The 18805-nt window shown below is 45.0% G+C and carries 13 protein-coding genes; 7 read left to right on the top strand and 6 right to left on the bottom strand.

What is annotated here, in order from left to right:
• Nucleotides 1-3: 3 nt before the first annotated feature.
• Both ACTXGE_RS08720 and otsB read right to left on the bottom strand, forming a co-directional pair.
• Entirely contained in the window at nt 4-1623 is a 1620-nt protein-coding gene (locus ACTXGE_RS08720) for an alpha,alpha-trehalose-phosphate synthase (UDP-forming) (protein WP_443543099.1), read from the bottom strand.
• Nucleotides 1620-2504, bottom strand: coding sequence for a trehalose-phosphatase (gene otsB, locus ACTXGE_RS08715; RefSeq protein ID WP_435950931.1), 885 nt, complete (start codon nt 2502-2504; stop codon nt 1620-1622). The genes ACTXGE_RS08720 and otsB overlap by 4 nt, the downstream gene beginning before the upstream one ends.
• Nucleotides 2505-3024: 520 nt before the next feature.
• On the opposite strand from otsB, the gene ACTXGE_RS08710 reads away from it, so the two are divergent.
• From ACTXGE_RS08710 to ACTXGE_RS08690, 5 genes are all read left to right on the top strand, one after another.
• Nucleotides 3025-4176, top strand: coding sequence for an acyl-CoA dehydrogenase family protein (locus ACTXGE_RS08710; RefSeq protein ID WP_317199398.1), 1152 nt, complete (start codon nt 3025-3027; stop codon nt 4174-4176).
• 95 nt (nt 4177-4271) lie between these two features.
• Nucleotides 4272-5480, top strand: coding sequence for an acetyl-CoA C-acetyltransferase (locus tag ACTXGE_RS08705; RefSeq protein ID WP_435950932.1), 1209 nt, complete (start codon nt 4272-4274; stop codon nt 5478-5480).
• A 55-nt stretch (nt 5481-5535) separates the two neighbouring features.
• Nucleotides 5536-7719, top strand: a complete 2184-nt coding sequence (locus ACTXGE_RS08700; RefSeq protein WP_443543096.1) for a 3-hydroxyacyl-CoA dehydrogenase NAD-binding domain-containing protein — start codon at nt 5536-5538, stop codon at nt 7717-7719.
• Nucleotides 7712-8782 (top strand): CaiB/BaiF CoA transferase family protein, encoded by a 1071-nt coding sequence (locus ACTXGE_RS08695; protein ID WP_443543094.1) that lies wholly within the window; start codon nt 7712-7714, stop codon nt 8780-8782. Before ACTXGE_RS08700 ends, ACTXGE_RS08695 begins: the two co-directional genes overlap by 8 nt.
• A 60-nt stretch (nt 8783-8842) precedes the next feature.
• On the top strand, nt 8843-10522 hold the full coding sequence (locus ACTXGE_RS08690; protein ID WP_443543092.1) for an AMP-binding protein: 1680 nt from the start codon (nt 8843-8845) through the stop codon (nt 10520-10522).
• 11 nt (nt 10523-10533) lie between these two features.
• On the opposite strand, the gene ACTXGE_RS08685 is transcribed toward ACTXGE_RS08690, so the two are convergent.
• On the bottom strand, nt 10534-11253 hold the full coding sequence (locus ACTXGE_RS08685; RefSeq protein ID WP_443543091.1) for a TetR/AcrR family transcriptional regulator: 720 nt from the start codon (nt 11251-11253) through the stop codon (nt 10534-10536).
• 326 nt (nt 11254-11579) lie between these two features.
• Here ACTXGE_RS08685 and ACTXGE_RS08680 point away from each other — a divergent pair, with 326 nt between their 5' ends.
• A complete protein-coding gene (locus tag ACTXGE_RS08680; RefSeq protein ID WP_317199404.1) occupies nt 11580-12731 on the top strand; it encodes an acyl-CoA dehydrogenase family protein in 1152 nt (383 codons plus the stop codon).
• Between the two features lie 47 nt (nt 12732-12778).
• Nucleotides 12779-15271: an SDR family NAD(P)-dependent oxidoreductase gene (locus ACTXGE_RS08675; RefSeq protein ID WP_443543088.1), complete on the top strand. Its 2493-nt coding sequence runs from the start codon at nt 12779-12781 to the stop codon at nt 15269-15271.
• Nucleotides 15272-15402: 131 nt separating this feature from the next.
• On the opposite strand, the gene ACTXGE_RS08670 is transcribed toward ACTXGE_RS08675, so the two are convergent.
• The 3 genes from ACTXGE_RS08670 to ACTXGE_RS08660 all read right to left on the bottom strand — a co-directional run bounded on the left by ACTXGE_RS08670 (nt 15403) and on the right by ACTXGE_RS08660 (nt 18805).
• Nucleotides 15403-17670, bottom strand: coding sequence for a LuxR C-terminal-related transcriptional regulator (locus ACTXGE_RS08670; protein ID WP_443543086.1), 2268 nt, complete (start codon nt 17668-17670; stop codon nt 15403-15405).
• Nucleotides 17671-17718: 48 nt separating this feature from the next.
• Nucleotides 17719-18150: a hypothetical protein gene (locus ACTXGE_RS08665; protein WP_443543085.1), complete on the bottom strand. Its 432-nt coding sequence runs from the start codon at nt 18148-18150 to the stop codon at nt 17719-17721.
• Nucleotides 18151-18457: 307 nt separating this feature from the next.
• Entirely contained in the window at nt 18458-18805 is a 348-nt protein-coding gene (locus ACTXGE_RS08660; protein WP_443543083.1) for a type II toxin-antitoxin system HicB family antitoxin, read from the bottom strand.

Raw genomic sequence — 18805 nt, 5'->3', positions numbered from 1 at the left:
AAATTACTCTTGTAAATCAAACTTATGAGTAGCTCTTGGTAACGTGTTTTTTGCTTGATCAGACCTAATAGTATATAGATCCGCTAAAAAGTCTTGTTGCCAGGCATTAATATCATAGTTGCGTAAGCCCGCTAGTAGCGTCTGATGCCGCTCTTTTCGCTCCGAAAGTGGCATCGTTAAGGCCGTTTTTAAACCCTCTATGATACTTACGGGTTGATGCGGATCAATGATCACTGCTGCTTGCATGTGTTCGGCGGCACCTGCATATTTTGAGAGTAGTAGCACGCCAGGATCATCAAGATTTTGCGCGGCGATATATTCTTTGGCTACAAGGTTCATACCGTCCTTAAGCGAGTTCACCCAGCCCACATTACTATGCCAAAATGCTTGCATCAGCGTCTCATGATCAAGCACTTTTTCGCTGTAATGAACCGCCTGCCAGTTATGTTGTGAAGTACAGTTACGAGATGTATTTTGTGAGTGATATGTGTGACAGCTAGAAGTTGCAAATTGCTGATTGATATCATCAACGACTTGCTTAACCTGAGTATAAAGCTGCTGGTAAACGGGTAAGTCCAAGCGGCTCGGACAGGCAATTTGTAGTAGTTCAAGCTGATGTTGATAGGCAGGATATGTCTTGAGAAATTTATGATATGCCCAAAACCGCTGTAACAAACCTTTTGAATAATCAATTCTATCGACTGCTATGATTTGCTGTGCTACTGACTGAGTAGTACTGTCTTTTGATCTGTGTGTCAAATTTTTGGATGATAGATGACTTACTTGTGTTTGAATTTTATCGACATTGATGCCTATAGGGTAGGTGTGGATGGTCAAATGGTGCGATGTAGGGTAGCCCAAATCAAATTGTACATGGGTTTTATCTGATTTTATAGACTCTACATCATTCAACAATGGATATATCGTTTGAGTGTTTAGATCGTTAGATAAATAGTAGCTTAAGACGTCTATACAGTTGATCTTATCTTGCACAGTTTGCATACCAATGACGTCGTAATGGGCAAGATGCGTTATAAGTTCAGCACTTTTGTCTATCTTTTTCCAAAACGCTAATAGCGCAAACGGAATGTGCAAAAAAAAGCCAATACGGTTGTTGATACCTAGCTTTCGGCAATAATACGCCACGCTCAAAAAGTGATAATCATGTACCCAAATGACATCGTCAGGCTCAATGATTTGACTTAATTGACGCGCAAATAAGCGGTTTACCGCCTGATAGCCGGCATAATCATCCATAGCTTCATTAACTAATTCTGGGCGCTCATGTAGCATGAACCACAGCACACTATTAGCAAAACCGCAGTAGAAATGCTGATACTGCCTGCGCGTAAGTGCTGTCGTCATGTAGGTAACGTCTTTATGCGCTTGCTGCTTACAAGAACGTGTATCAGTTTGTGTATTGGTCTGCGAAAAAAAGCTGTGTTTGCGGCTATTAAACTGGTTACTATTATCAGCAAAAGTTTCGACCACTTCGCCATTCCATCCCATCCAAATCACCGAACTGCCGACCAATATATCGTCCAATGCTACGGCAAGCCCGCCCGCCGCCTGAGCATCATCAGGCATTTTCACCCGATTTGATAAGACGATCAGACGGCTCACAATGATGGTCCTAAATATTTAGGCGAATCAAGTAGAGAAGATTCTGTCAAGTGACGAGGTAGTGAGGCTTGCTTTTGACAAAAAGCAAAAAAGCGATGTAGTAGGGTGACTACTTCATCTGTGTCATTCACATAGTAATGTGCAGAAGTCGGCTCAGTACCGACTTTGATACCCATACCTGCTTTGTAATCGCCCTGTATCGCCTCAAATCCTGCTTCGTCAGTGCTGTCATCACCAATAAATATAGGACAAAGTGTCTTATCCGTCTGCATTGATTGTAGCAAAGTCAAAATCGCCGTGCCTTTATTCGCGTCTTGTGACACTAGCTCCCAAACATATTTACCAGATTTTATGACCCAATTAGGGTAAGGTTTTGCGACTTGAGTGATCAGGCTATACGCAACCTCTGCTAAAGCTGGATACTCACGGAAATGTAAGGCGATAGAGTAGGGTTTATCTTCTATACGGACTTTAGGATAAAACTGGCAGGCCTGTAGAAGTGCCTGTTTGATAACGCTAAGCTCTTTGATATCTATCTGCTTGATATGAGTCATATCGTCTGTCTGACCCGTTGAGTGCTTATTGGTAAAGATCTCAAGACCGTGGGTGGCGGCGATAGGTAAGACCAAAGGGAAGAGCATTGTCCTTGCGTTATCCAAACTACGCCCAGTGACAACCGCAATATCGACGCCTAAGTCTTGTATTTGTTGCAATATATTAAGAGTCGTACTAGGAATGAAGCTATTTTTTGGGTCAAGAGTAAAAGTAGCTAGCGTGCCATCGATATCCAAAAACAAACAGTATTGATTCTGATAGGACAGATACTCAGCGAACGTATCAGGCGCCAAGTATATAGGCGTGGACTTGCTAGATAAGGTCATGCTTTTTCCTTTAATAGGACAGGGTTAAGACCTATTTGAATAAGGGGTTAAAAACGAGAAGTTTATCAACCATTAATGCTCAGAAACCATTGATAACTAAGGCAAACCTTATAGTAAGTTTGCCATAATACAATGGCAAAAAAACCAATAGTTGTGTAGATTTTTTTAGTATTCGTCTTTATCGCTACTGTAAAAACATCTGGTTTGCTTTTACTTACCTCATGACTTTTAGCAAACATTAAACCTATAATTTCTAGCTTAAGTGTTGTGTTAGTGATTTATCGAAAATCTCATATCTCTAAAAATTAGAAAAAGTAATATTAATTACTATTATATTGAATCCGATTGCATCGCTACTTTTATTGTCTTAGTATAACTGCCACACTCCAACGATATTTAATATCAGATAATGGTTTGCAGAGGTAATAAATATTACCATTAGTGCTAAATATTCTATTCGACATCTACAATATCAAAACAAATTAATTATTACTCCCCAAAATCGTCAAGGAATAATTCCATGAGTATCGAAAACCTAGCGCCAGACTGGATGACTCAAGAGCGCAAAATGATTTATGAGAGTGCGCTCAAAATGTTCAAAGGTTGGGAGCCAAAAGACGAGCAGTGGCGCAAAAATGGCATGATCGATCGCGAGGCTTGGGAAGAGGCTGGCGAGAACGGTTTTTTGTGTGCCTCAATGCCTGAAGAGTATGGCGGCGGTGGCGGTGATTTTCGTGATGAAGTCGCTATCATTTATGCTCAAGCAGAATCCAATCAGTCAGGATTTGGCGGTATCGTGCATTCAGGAATCGTCGCGCCTTACATTTTGCATCATGCAACAAAAGAGCAAAAGCAAGAATGGCTACCAAAAATGGCAAGTGGCGAATACATCGCGGCTATCGCTATGACGGAACCGGGCACAGGCTCAGATTTGCAAGCGCTAAAGACTTATGCGGTAAAAGATGGCGACGACTATATTATCAATGGCTCAAAGACCTTTATTACTAATGGTCAGCATGCCAATTTGATTTTGGTGGCTTGCAAAACGGATCGTGATAAGGGCGCTCAAGGCGTCTCACTTATCGTCGTAGAGACAGAGGGGTTAGAAGGGTTTGAGCGTGGTCGCAACTTGGATAAGGTTGGTCTGTCATCGCAAGATACCTCAGAGCTTTCGTTTAGTAACGTGCGCGTCCCGCAAAAGAATCTGCTCGGTCCGATAGAGGGGATGGGGTTTATTCAAATGATGCAAGAGCTACCACGTGAGCGCTTGATTATTGCGCTGACAGGTATCGGCGCGATGAAGCTGGCTATCAATTTGACTTTGGATTATGTCAAAGAGCGCGAAGCCTTTGGCAAGCCGGTGTGGAAATTCCAAAATACTAAATTTAAGATGGCAGAGTGTTATGCCAATTATCTAGCTGCTCATAGTATGTGTGATCTAGCGATAGATGCCATTATGGAAAAAAGACTGTCGATTCCTCATGCCTCATTAATCAAATACTGGGTCACTGAAAAGCAGTGTGAAGTGATCGATGAATGTGTGCAATTATTCGGTGGTTATGGTTATATGAATGAGTACCCTATTGCGCGTCTATACGCTGATGCGCGGGTACAGAAAATATATGGCGGTACTAACGAGATTATGAAAGAGCTTGCGGCCCGCTTTATGTAGCCTGCTATAAAAAAATGTAGTTAAATTTTAAAAGAGTCTAGCTAGACATTTATTACCAATATTATTACTCATTTAAAAAGTGAAAAGGGATTTTTATGACTGAGACCGCTTATATCTATGACAGTATTCGTACCCCTCGTGGTAAAGGCAAAAAGGACGGCGCTTTATATCAAGCGTCGCCTACTTGGCTGGTTCGTGGCTTATTAAAGGAGATGGAGCAGCGTCATAACTTGGACACCAGCTTGGTAGATGACGTGGTGCTAGGCTGCGTCACCCCAGTCGGCGAGCAAGGCTCTGATATCGCTCGTACTGCCGTTCTTGACGCTGGTTGGGCGCGGGGCGTGGCAGGATTAACCTTGTCGCGATTTTGTGCATCAGGGCTTGAATCTATTAATCTAGCTGCAGCCAAAGTCATGTCAGGTATGGAGGATATGGTCGTCGCAGGCGGCGTTGAGTCCATGAGCCGCGTACCCATGGGCTCTGATGGTGGTTCTTGGTACATGGATCCACGTATCAATGACGCGACTGGCTTTGTACCGCAAGGCGTAGGTGCTGACACGATAGCTACGCTCAAAGGCTTTAGTCGTAGCGATGTTGATGCCTTTGCAACCGAGTCACATCGCCGCGCTGCCAATGCTTGGGAGCAAGGTTATTTTGATAAATCAGTCGTGCCCGTCACAGACATCAACGGCATGCTACTCTTAGATAAGGATGAGACCATTCGTCCCAATACCAGTGTTGAAACTTTGGCAGGGCTAAATCCTTCTTTCGCTATGCCCGGTCAGATGGGTTTTGATAGCGTCATCTTGGATAAATACACGACTATCGAGAAGGTAAATCACGTCCATCACGCGGGTAATTCCTCAGGTATCGTTGATGGTGCGGCGCTTTGCCTAGTCGGTAGTGCTGCTGCTGGTAAAAAGGCAGGACTCAAACCGCGCGCCAAAATCACCATGGCCTCAGTCATAGGTTCAGAGCCCTCTATCATGCTAACGGGCCCCACGCCTGCCTGCCAAAAAGCGCTAGATAAGGCGGGCATGCAAGCTTCAGACATTGATCTATGGGAGATTAACGAAGCGTTTGCTGCGGTACCTATGAATACCGCTCATGACCTTGGTATCTCGCTTGATATCGTCAACGTCAATGGCGGCGCTATCGCCATGGGACACCCGCTAGGGGCTACTGGCGCTATGCTCATGACTACGGTGCTAGATGAGCTTGAGCGCCGTGACCTCAAAACCGCTATGCTGACCTTGTGTGTTGGTGGTGGTATGGGTATTGCGACTATCATTGAGCGCGTATAACCTCTTTATTTACTACATGAAAATGATAACTTTGAGATCATTTAAAGGATAAAAAATGACGACAAATACAGCTACAGACAGCATAGATGCTATCAACACTCTCGCCAATTTTTCAGCGCAGCGTGATGACGATATCATTATCGTTGCTATCAATCAAAGCGCGCGAAAAATGAACGTTATCGGCGATGGTTTTACCGATGCTTTTGCTGCTATGACAGACAGCTTTATCAAGGATGAGTCAGCTAAAGGCCTCATTTTAACGTCAGCAAAAGACAGCTTCGTGGTTGGCGCGAATATCGATCAACTCTCAAACATTGAAACGGCTCAGCAAGCCTTTGATTTAGTCGAAGATCTAAAATCTAGCCTACGGAAACTTGAAACCTCAGGTAAACCGGTAGTCGCTGCTATGACGGGAACGGCATTAGGCGGCGGGCTTGAGCTGGCACTAGCTTGTCACTACCGTATAGCGATTGACTCTCCAAAAACCAAACTGGGTCTGCCAGAAGTTAAGCTAGGTCTACTACCGGGCGGCGGCGGCACTCAGCGCCTGCCAAGGCTCGTCGGTATTCAAAAAGCGCTTGAGCTGATGACGCAAGGGGTCGAGCTTCGGGCTAAAGCGGCCTTAGATATCGGTCTTATTGATGCAACAGCTACTGATTTCGATGATATGTTGGCGCAAGCTAAAGACTGGATCAAAGCCAATCCGAAAGCGCAGCAACCTTGGGATAAAAAAGGCTTTAAAATCCCTGGTGGCAACAGCATGCACCCTAAAGTGGTGCAAATGTTCTCAATCGCACCTGCCATGGCTAATCAAAAGTCGCATGGCAACTATCCTGCGATCACCCATATCATGTCTAGCGTCTTTGAAGGCTGCATCGTCGATATCGATACTGGTCTTGAGCTTGAGTCGCGTTTCTTCGCCGCTTGTGTGTTATCGCCCGAATCTAGAAACATGATCAACACCCTTTGGACGCAGCTCAATAGCATCAAAAAAGGCCAGTCGCGTCCTGATGGTATTGAGCGCTACAAGACCAAGAAAGTAGGCATCTTAGGCGCAGGTATGATGGGCGCAGGTATCGCCTATGTCAGTGCTAAGGCGGGACTAGATGTGGTATTACTCGATACCGAATTGGCAGGTGCCGAAAAAGGCAAAGCCTACTCTACTAAGTTGCTAGACAAGGCCATCAGCCGTAAGCGCTCAACTGAGGATAAGAAGCAAGCGCTACTTAATCGTATTCACCCGACCGTCTCTTATGACGATTTAGCAGACTGCGATTTAATCATCGAGGCGGTGTTTGAAAACCGTGAAATCAAAGCTAAGTGTACTCAGCAGTCTGAAGCCGTGATTCCAGAATCAGCCGTTTATGCGTCTAACACCTCAACCTTGCCTATCACAGGATTGGCTGAGGCCAGCAAACGCCCACAGCAGTTTATCGGTCTGCATTTCTTCTCGCCCGTCGACAAGATGCCTTTGGTCGAGATCATTGTCGGCGAAAAGACCGACGATGACACCTTAGCCAAAGCTTTTGATTATGTCTTGCAAATCGGCAAAACGCCAATCGTCGTTAATGACAGTCGCGGGTTTTATACTTCACGCGTATTCGGCACTTATGTGTCAGAAGGCGTCGCCATGCTAGGCGAGGGCGTACATCCGCGCAGTATTGAGGTCGCAGGTCTGAAGACGGGTATGCCTATGCCGCCCTTAGCGCTACAAGATGAGGTATCACTAAGCTTAGCCTTACATGTGAGTGAGCAGCAGCAAAAAGATATGGAAGCGGAGGGTAAAACCATGGAGATGCGCCCCTCGTACGATATTCTCAAAACTTTAGTCAAAGAGCACGACCGCGAAGGTAAAAAGAACGGTAAAGGCTTTTACGAGTATCCTGAAAAAGGCGATAAGCACTTATGGCCTGAGCTGGTTAATTTATATCCAACCGCGTCAGAGCAGCCAAGCCAAGAGGATCTTGTGGATCGTTTGATGTTTATTCAAGCCAACGAGTCGGCTAAATGTTTTGAAGAAAACGTCGTGCGCTCAGTGGCCGATACCAATATCGGCTCTATCTTTGGTTGGGGATTTGCACCGCATCAAGGCGGCACACTACAGTTCATTAATTCTATGGGTGTCGAGCAGTTTGTCGCCCGTAGTCGTCAGCTTGCCAAGCAATACGGCGAGCGGTTTGAGCCGGCTACTATCTTGGTCAAGATGGCGGCAAATGGCGAGGAGTTTGTAGATGGTTAATCAAGCTGATGGGCTGAGTAATTGCTTACAAGGATTGAGCGTCATAGATTTGACGCGCAATCTACCGGGGCCTTTTGCGACACGTTTGCTTGCTGATTTGGGCGCAGAAATTATCAAAATCGAGCCCAAAGGGGGCGATCCTGCGCGCGCCTTGGGTGGATTATTCGAGGCTCTAAATCACGGTAAAACCATCGAAAAGGTAGATTTTCGTGATGCTGAGGGCATAGCGTCAGTCAAGGAGCACCTCAAGAATGCTGATGTCATGCTCGACAGCTTTCGTCCTGGGGTGCTCAAGGGTATGGGTTTAGACCCCCAAACCTTACAGGCTATTAATCCAAAACTGGTCATTGTCTCTATTACGGGCTACGGCACGATTGACGGTAGTGACGTGACTCATGACTGGGCGAATAAAGCCGGTCACGATATCAACTTTATGGCGATGAGCGGGGTACTCGATCAGCTACGTACCGCAACTGGCGAGCAGGCTATGCCCAATATCCAGTTTGCAGACTTAGCAGGTGGTAGTGATACGGCAGTAATTGCCTTGTTAGCAGCGGTATTTGCCGCCAAGCAAACGGGCAAAGGTCGTCATGTCGCTGTCAGCATGACGCATAGCTTATACAATCATATGATTATGCCCAAGGCGACAGGGACGCTCGTCAAAAGCTTCTCAGAACAGAATCCAGCGCCGCATCATGACTTTTTGGGTGGATTATTGCCATGCTACCGCTTATACAAAACTTTGGATAATCGTTACATGGCGGTAGGGTCACTAGAGCTAAAATTCTGGCAAGGGCTATGTGAAGTTTTAGAGCTGCCTGAGCTCAAAGACGCGCATTGGCAGCGCGGCGTTATGCCCAACCTGCCAGCGAGCAAAGAGGCTGCTGCTATCGTTAGTGACAAATTTGCCAGTCAACCGCTTGAGTTCTGGCAGCAAGCTTTTGAGACCGCAGACGTTTGCGTAACGCCAGTTTTAAGCTTAGAGGAGGCCAAAGCACACCCACTATTTGCTCATCAAGACGGGCATCACAGCACGCTAGGATGGCAAGATATCAGACAATAATTCTCAAGTATGAGTTTTGAGGTTGTTTTTATTTAAACCGATTACCAAGGAAGGTAAGTTATGGATAAGTTTTGGACACAGGGTTATCCAGCAGGGGTCAATGCACAGATAGATCCGCCGCACAGTACGGTGATTGATATTGTAGAGAATAAGCTCACAGAATTTGCTGATAGAGAATTCTCTAGCAACATGGGCGTAAGCTACACTTATACGCAAATTGACAAAATGTCTCTGATGATTGCAGCTTGGATTCAAAACCTAGGGTTAGCCAAAGGCTCAGTCATCGGTATTATGATGCCCAATGTTCATCAGTATTTGCCCGTCGTTTTGGGCGTTATACGGGCAGGCATGGTCACCACGTTAATCAATCCATTGTACAGCCCGCGTGAGCTTAGGCATCAATTGGTCGACTCTGATACCTCAGCGTTATTTATCTTAGAGCCGTTTTGTAAAACGCTAGAAAAAATAATCGATAATACACCCGTTAAGACCGTCGTTATCAGCAAAATAGGCGATATGCTAGGGACTGCAAAAGGCACGATCGTAAACCTTGCTGCCAACTACATCAAAAAAGCCATTCCTAGCTATGAGCTAAGCTCCAACGATAGTTATAGTGTCACCCGCTATAAATCTATGCTAAAGCAAGCTAAAAACCTCACTTATTCTCGGCCTACTGCAAGAGCTGATGACTTATTAATGTTGCAATATACAGGCGGTACTACTGGCGTCGCTAAGGGTATTTTGATTAGCAACAAAAACGTCGTAACGGCAACTTATCAATTCGGTGAATGGTTTAAACCCGTCTATGCTAATATTGCTGATAACGTTCAGATGAACACCATCGTTGCGCTGCCGCTTTATCATATTTATGCTTTTATTTGCTCTATAGTAGGCTTGAGCGTAGGTCAACATCTCACCTTAGTTACCAATCCGCGCGACATTCCAAGTTTTATTAAAATTTTAGCTAAGCGCCCCTTTCATTTTCTTCCTGGTGTGAATACTCTATTCCAAGCCTTTGTGATGAATCCTGATTTTAAAAAATTGGACTTCTCAGAATGCAAGCTAACGGTGGTAGGCGGTATGGCTGCAACTCCCGAAACCGCTAGGCGCTGGCTTGAAGTGACAGGTCTGCCTATCTTAGAGGGCTGGGGTATGTCTGAGACTCTAGGAGTCGGCACCGCCAATCCATTCGATGGAACTAAGTACACTGGCAACGTCGGCTTGCCGCTACCAGGAGTCGATATCAGTATCCGCGATGACAAGGGTGACATTCTAGAATTAGGTGAAGTCGGTGAAATGTGCATCAAAGGCGATAATGTCATCTCAAGTTATCATAATATCGATAATGATCAGTTTTTTACTGCTGATGGCTACCTAAAGACAGGCGATATTGCGTCAATGGACGAGCAGGGCGCGATCAAAATATATGACCGCAAAAAAGATATGATTATCGTTAGCGGTTTTAACGTTTACCCTAATGAGGTCGAAAATGTCATTGAGACTCACTTTAAAGTTGCTGAATGTTCAGTCGTTGGTATTCCTGATGCGCTGCAAGGCGAGTCTGTCAAAGCCTATATCGTTAAAGCCGATCAAAGCTTAAATGAGGAGGAGATAAAAGCGCTGTGCCAAGAAAACCTGGCAGGCTATAAGTGTCCGCGCCATATCGAGTTTATAGACGAGCTCCCTAAATCTACGGTAGGTAAAATACTGCGCCACAAACTTAGAGCATCAGCAGCTTGAAGGGTCTGCGACTAATTGATAGGTTTTTGAGCGCTAGATATCTCAGGCTTGGACATGGAGCGCCACAAAATACTAAACAATGCGTCAAAATTTGCGTTTAGCGGTACATCCGCTTGACGAATGGTATGCATAATTCCAAGGCGGCTGATAAATCCCATAAACACATCAAACAAAATGTGCAGTGGCACTGTATCGACAAGTACGCCGCGCTTTTGACCATCCTCAAGTACGCTCAAAAAAGCATCGATAAGCTCTTTATTCTTGTAGATAGCAATATTATGAAATCGCGCTATCGATACTTTAGAGAGTACCATCACCGCATCAGGCTGCGTATCCACAAAGTCCAAGCACACCCACAATGTCTTACGCAGGCGATCCTCCACGCTATCAATACCTTGCAGATGATCCATCATCCGCGCAGCAAGCCTCACCAGCACAATATCCATAATGGTATAGAGCACCGTTTGCTTGTCCCCAAAATACTTGTATAGCGTCTGTAGCGACACATTAGCGGTACTGGCAATCTCAATCATCGTGATATCGCTGGCATCACTGCCTGCAAAAAGCTGGCGCACTGCTTTTTCTATTTTATCTAAGGTAGCAGGGCGCATCTCACTCAATGGGGCTATAGCTAAAGGTTTGTCCTGACTGTTTGCGTTAACTGTTTGGTTTTTAGATGAGCTTGATTTTTTACTACTAGCAGATTTCGGTTTTGAGCGCGCAGATTTCATATAGCATTTTCCGTAGGTAAAGCTAGCTTTGGGGCCGTTAGTTTTTAAAACTATAGGTTTTTAGGACTATAAACTAGGATAATAAAAATTACCATTATAATATATTTAGTTGCTAATGATAGGCTGTTTTTATACAATAAAACCATACTTACAAAGTATTGCGTTGTTTATAAGTACTAGCTATAAAGGTAATTTTTATTACTCTTAGTTGATTTTAGTATTTTAAAGCTAAACAGTGGTTAGCTCATAGGCTTACACCCTAAAGTATTTATCACTAGCACAGCATCTGCATTACCTACTCAAATTTACACTATCAAGGAAGAATTATGGCGATCAATTGCTTTAAACCCAGCTGGATGAACGAAGAGATTGAGATGCTGCATGAGAGTGCGCTAAAGCTATTTAAAAGCTGGGAGCAGCATGATGAGAGATGGCGCGACGATGGAATGCTTGATCGCGAAGCGTGGTTAGAAGCGGGCGAGATGGGCTTTTTGTGCGCCTCTATGCCAGAGGAGTATGGCGGGGCAGGTGGTGACTTTCGTCACGAAACCGCGCTTATTTATGCACAATCTGAAGCCAATATGTCAGGGTTCGGTGGGTTTTTGCATTCAGGTATCGTCGCTCCTTACATTCTCCATCACGGTACTGAAGAGCAAAAGCAAGCATGGCTACCAAAAATGGCGACCGGTGAGCTCATCGGTGCGATCGCCATGACCGAACCGGGCACTGGATCTGATTTACAAAACATCAAAACGCATGCTGTCAAAGACGGTGATGATTATATTATCAATGGCTCAAAGACCTTTATCACTAATGGTCAGTTGGGCAATTTGATCATTGTAGCCTGCAAGACTAATAGAGACGAGGGGGCAAAAGGCGTCTCACTAATCGTCGTCGAAACAGACAAAGCACCTGGGTTTGAGCGCGGTAAAAAGCTTAAAAAACTCGGCATGGCGTCACAAGATACCTCTGAGCTATTCTTTACCAATATGCGTGTTCCGCAAAAGAACTTACTCGGTACCGTCGAAGGTATGGGGTTTATGCAGCTGATGCAGGAGCTACCGCAAGAGCGCCTTATTGTTGCACTAGCTGGGGTTGGTGCGATGAAGTTGGCGCTGGATCTGACTATTGACTACACCAAAGAGCGTACCGCTTTTGGTAAGCCAGTTTGGAGCTTTCAAAACACACGCTTTAAATTAGCAGAGTGCAACAGTCATTATATCGCCTCAAGCGCGCTTTGCGATGCGGCTATTGAGTCGCTACTAAAAAAAGAGCTAACCGTCCAACATGCCGCTTTAATCAAATATTGGGTAACCGAGAAGCAGTGCATCGTCATGGATGAATGCGTGCAGCTATTTGGCGGTTATGGCTACATGATGGAATACCCGATTGCTAGGCTGTACGCTGATGCCCGCGTACAAAAAATCTATGGCGGTACCAACGAGATTATGAAAGAGCTGGCATCAAGATTTATGTAGATTTTATTCAGGCGAGAATTAGTTTTTACAATTGGTTTATATGTAATATGAATATTCAAAAGACTGACAAACCCAAACGTACGCCTATCGATCGCATCGCTGATCTATTGATGGAGGTGGAGCCTACCCGTCAATTCAATCGAATTAAGAGAATCGTTGCTAAGCGCTCCTTTAAAGATGAGTTATGTCACAAGGTTCAAGGCAAACGTATCTTAGTCACTGGTGCCTCCTCAGGGGTGGGTCGTAGTGCCGCTTTATCTTTGCTCGAGTCAGGCGCACATGTGTTACTGGTGGCGCGCCGTAGCGATAAGTTGCAAGAGGTCGCTGACGCCGCCGCTAGATTTGATGGTACAGCTTTTATTTATACTTGTGATTTGAGTGATGATGATGACCGCGAAAACCTGATTAAACAAGTGCTAAAGGTGCATGGCGGAGTCGATACGATCATCAATAACGCAGGTCGCTCAATCCGCCGCACTATTTATGACGCGGTCGACCGCTTACATGATTATGACCGCGTCATGAAGATTAATTACTTTGGCGCTATCAACCTCACCATTCCTTTGGTCGATCGTATGCGTATTAGCGGCACGGGCGGTCATGTTATTAACATCTCAACGATGGGCACGCAGCTCAAAGGCACGCCAAGATTTGGCGCTTATATTGCTTCAAAAAATGCACTGGATGGCTTCGCTGAAAGCGTCGCAGCTGAAACCTACAATGATGGTATCAACTGGACCACCGTACATCTGCCGCTTACCCAAACTGATATGATTGCGCCTGCACAAAACACGTGGAACGCTTATCCTAAACTATCGGTCGAGGCGGGCGCGGACATGATCTTGTATGCTGTCGCTTACGAGCCTATACGGGTCTGGCATCCGGGTATTTGGGTGATGGGAGTCATTGATAGCCTATTTAGTAAGTCAGCTCTTAAATATAAGTCGCTTGAGTTTCCCAAATATGAGTCAGAAAAGCCGCTACCCAAAGTGGCTGTTATTGGCGCAGGCATGTCAGGTATTGCGATGGCAAAGGCGCTAAAAGAGGCTGGAACTTCCAATTTTGTTGTTTATGAAAAGGCAGATTCTGTTGGCGGCACGTGGCGTGACAATACTTATCCCGGACTTGCCTGCGATGTTCCTGCTCACTTTTACTGTTATAAAGATGAGCTATCGCCCAAATGGAGTCATGTCTTTGCGCCCGGTCATGAGCTGCGTGATTACTTTGAGGATGTCACCCAAAAGCGCGGCTTGACCGAGCATATCAAATTTAATAGTGAAATCGATGAGGCCAAGTTTGAAGACGGCCTTTGGAAGATCAGAACTAAGACTGGAGACACTGACGAAGCGGACGTCCTAGTCTGTGCGACAGGGGTGTTACATCATCCCAATATGCCAGATATTTTAGGCATTGAGTCCTTTGCAGGTGCAAGTTTTCATAGCGCTCGCTGGGATCACAGCATTCCTCTAGAGGGCAGGCGCGTTGGTATTATCGGTAATGGCTCAACAGGCGTGCAAATTCTTAGTGCTTTATCTGAGCAATGCGCGCAAGTGACTCTGTTTCAGCGTAGCGCGCAGTGGGTAATTAGTGCGCCCAATCCAGAGATCCCCAAATCACTACAAACGCTCGCCAAAAAAGTACCTGCTGTTCAGCGCTTGGCATACCACACCGCGGGCAAAGTGTTTACCAGTTTGTTTAAGGCGCCACTAGCTCCAGGATGGCAGCGTACTTTTTTTAGTAAAAGTGCCAAGGGCAGCTTGTCACAAGTGTCCAATGATGAATTGCGCGCGCGCTTGACGCCGGACTACGCGCCGATGTGCAAGCGCATGATTTCATCCCCAACGTTCTATAAAGCGGTGCAGCAATCTAATGTCGAGATTTGCACTACCCATATCGGGCGTATTGATCCCAAAGGAGTCATTACAAAGGATGGTCAGCTTCACAAGTTTGATATCTTAGTCTTTGCCACAGGCTTTCATGCGCAGTCCTATATGCGTCCAATGCAAGTAACGGGTCGTGACGGTATGGCTTTGGATACCGCTTGGAATGAGGGGCCAATCGCTCATAACACTACGATGATCCCAGGTTTTCCAAATCTATTTACGCTTATGGGCCCTAACAGCCCTATTGGTAACTCATCGCTAGTCCCTATTGCAGAGGCGCAAGCAGAGTACGTGATAAAATGGATGGATCGGATGCGCCGCGAAGGTATCACTGAGATTGAACCAACCGAGGCGGCCACCGAAGCCTTTTATCAAGAAGTAAATGAAGCCTTGGGTACGACAGTTTGGGTCAGTGGCTGTAATAGCTGGTATCTAAACGAGGATGGTCGCCCGATTCTATGGCCATGGCCTCTAAAGGAGTTGACCCGCCGCTTAACTCAAATCGTAGAGTCTGACTTTCACATTAAGCGTAACGATCAGGCCGATGCCAAGCTAGCGGATGGCTATCGTGCAGACTCAGCCGATGAGTTTGACAGTCAACTGCTCAAACCAGATACTTTAAGCCCAAGGCCAGATTTGGTAGGCCCTAAAGCTTGAGCGGTTTAAAATTATTTAAGATTTATTCAGTTTTTTAAAAATAATGAATAGTTTTAAGTGAGTGACTTATGAGGGTTTTTATTAGGGTATGTGGATAATATCTGTTCAACACTTCCTAATATATTGGTTGTTTATATCAGCCCAAGCTCTCGAGCAATCGCTACAGTCTCTGTCCTACTGTTGGCTTCTAGCTTTGAGTAGATGCTGCGCAAATGAGTTTTTGTCGTGGCCTCAGAGATAAATAAACTCTCTGCAATCTCTTTATTTCGCATGCCTTTAGCCAATAACACCAAGGTTTGTCGTTCTCGTTTGGTAAGCGCAGGCTTAGGTTGGTTTGGAACTGGAGCGTCAGTGAGGACATCAAAGTCGCCAAGTTTAGCCAAAAACTGCCTATCGATTGAGAGCTCGTCTATCTTGTTAGCACTCTTTTGCCGCCACAGTCTTATCAGTTCATGAATACTTTTATCTTCATCTAAGAATATTCGCACAAATCCTTGCTTACTGGCAAAAACTAACGCATCGGTGAATACACGCATAGCGGGATTTTTTTTATTTAATGCCAGTAACGCGCTACTAAGTAAGATTCGCACTTTTAGTGCTCGGCGTAAACGCAAGTCAGCTTGGGCGGTTTTAAGGGCTTGTTTAAGCTCGTTTTGTGCCTGCTGCGCTTGCCCATCAGCAATCAGTAGTCGCCAACGCATGATATCTTGTGATTCGATATCGTGAGCGGGCCACACAAAGTTGGTCACATTATTTGGAATGTGCATGTCCTCAACTTGCGTCAAAGCAATTTTGGCTGCCATCATATTGTCATTTAGCCAATGAATGCGAGACTCTTCAAGCTTTACGCTCATAATGACACGCTTTAATCCTGCTTGAATACCGATGGCTTCAAGCTCTTGCAAGTAGTGATGGGCGCGGCTGATATCGCCATGATGTCTGGAGATTTTGGCTTGTAGTAAATAGGCTAATATCAAAGAGTCGACAGTGCCGTTTTCGCGCACGTAGGGCAGGCACTCTCCCAAAATGTACTGCGCGCGCATGAGCTCATCTCGCTCATAGAACAGCTCAGCATAGGGCACCCCAATCACCGCTTTGCCGCCAGGTATAGATTGCTCTCCTTTAATCCAAACTTGCTTGTAGCTCCGTTGCAACCGCAGCTCGCCTTGATTAAGCTGGCCTTGGATAAGATCTATCCATCCCTCTAGCGCATTACATAACGAGCGAATAAAAGTGTTTTGCAGGTTTAAATGTTGATGCAGCGCCTGATTCATGATCTGTCTTGCGTCATCATATTTACCTTCAACGATAAGACAATACGCCATAATGCTGATCAGTACCCCATACATCAAAGACTGGCTAGGTTGCTGATTGACGCTCATCCTTGATAACAAGTCCTTGGTTTGCTCATAACAGGTTTCAATTTGATCAGTCATTGACAACTGCAAGCATTGTAGGGTCAAGATTTGCTCGTATTGACTGTCCGAATACGCATCAGCACTCTTTGCCATAAAGCTATCTAGGATCAATTGCGCTTCAATATGACGACGATTGAGTACCAACACCCACCCATAGATGAGCTGTAGCGATTGATGTTGCCTAAAAGCGTTTGGCGAGAGTTTATCGAACCAACGTAGTAAGCGCCGAAAGCGCCCTTCAACCATCAATGACATCGCATATTGATTAAGTAGAACAATAGCGGGCCTTTGATCAGGATCAGCTAATAGGTGCTCAATAGCCATTACTGGACGGCTATGCTCAAGATACCAGCTTGAAGCGCGGCGGTTGAGTTGTCGGTGTAGCGTAGGCTGAGTCGATTTTAGGTAGCCAAGCAGGTAGCTTGAGAATAGATTATGATAGCGATAATACTGATGGCTGCTGTCTGTTGGGACTAAAAATAGATTGTTTTGAGCCAAAAGACTCAGCTTGCTAGCGCTATCATCGATTTGCATCACATGATTGCACAGCGGTGCGCTCAGCTCCGTCAAAATACTGCTTTGTAATAAAAAATCTCGTTGAGCATCGCTAAGTTTAGTTAAGATATCTTCGGCTAAATACTGGGCAACCTCAGTATTTGAGCCTGAAAAGGTCGAAAAAAACTGTTCGGCGTCCTGCTGTTCACCTAATGCCAATACTGCTAATTGAATCGCAGTAATCCAGCCTTCAGTCCTATCTAACAACACTTGAATGGTTTTGTCTCTAAAGGACAGACCTGAGGTTTGTTGTAGTAAATGCATAGTTTCGCTAAAGGAGAATAACAGCTCTTTTTGAGTGACTTCAAGCAGTTGACCATAGGAGCGTATGCGTCCTAATTTTAGATCGGGAACACTTCTAGAACCGATAATAACTTCGCTATTAACAGGTAGATATTCGATGATTTGCTGAATATAATTGAGCACCACAGGACTATGGATAGATTCAAAATTATCAAAAAATAGCCTAAGTGGCTAAACACTAGAAGCTAATCGCTCAAGTAGGCCTTGGTAATTAGCAAAAGCGTCGTCAGAGAAAGGGGAGGAAGCGGTATTGGCACTAGAATCTAAACTGGTATCTAAGTTAGTGTTTAAGCTGCTATTTTGGTCAGTCTCCCATCTAGCATAAAGATGCCGTACTAGTCTTTCAATATCGTTATCAGCATTGTCGATGGTGAGCCAAAGGGTTTTTGCCTCGATCGATTGGCAATACTGCCAGTATTGCGTGAGCAGTATTGACTTACCATAACCGGCTGGTGCTTGTACCAAAACAACTTTAACACTAGATTCTTTGTGGATAAGAGCATCTAGTAGTCTCTTACGATAGACACATTTAGTCTGTAATGGGGCAGGTTGAAGCTTGGCTAAAGCTAACTTAGGATGATATACCTTAGCTTCCTCCATCATATTTCCTTTGCGGTTAAAATAGAGCCATCTCCAGTTATCGGAACGTTTTTATAAATAGTCGCAAAAACTATCAGTTCTTACAACCCTTATCTAACCCCCACTTTCAAATCCCAACATTTACAACGTCACCTAAGTAAATTATAAAATAAAAAAACGTTCATAACGTTGTATGAAATATACTGTTATGAACGTTTTTTGCTATTTCGCACTCTCACACCCTAAAATCAAAATAGGTGCAAGGCGCTGACAGCTAAGGGTGCGGTTGCTGTCGTTCGGGTAATTAGTCCTAGCCTTGCAATCGGTTATGCTATGCCATGCCCTCATTATCGACAGCGTTGGCAAGCGTATCAGTGACCCATTGGTTTAGGCTCATACCGTGACTGGTGGCAATGGTGCTAACCTGCTCATGTAAGCCGCTAGGTATGCGAGTCACAAACTTACCTGAAAAGCCTTTGTATGGCTCAATATCGTTCTCTCTGCACACCTCAAAAAAGGTCTGTAGCGACTGTGCGCCCTCACGCTCTAGCGCGGCTATGCTGTCACCGTAGAAGTCAGCCCCACCATTTAAGCCCACAAACTCACCACGAAACATACTTAGTTCAGGGTCATATTGAATAATGGCTTTATGCTCATTAATCATCATTATATTTTGCAT

This window comes from Psychrobacter sp. T6-4 (genome assembly GCF_052258425.1).
Taxonomy (GTDB): Bacteria; Pseudomonadota; Gammaproteobacteria; order Pseudomonadales; family Moraxellaceae; genus Psychrobacter.
This window is presented reverse-complemented; position numbering and strand designations above follow the sequence as displayed.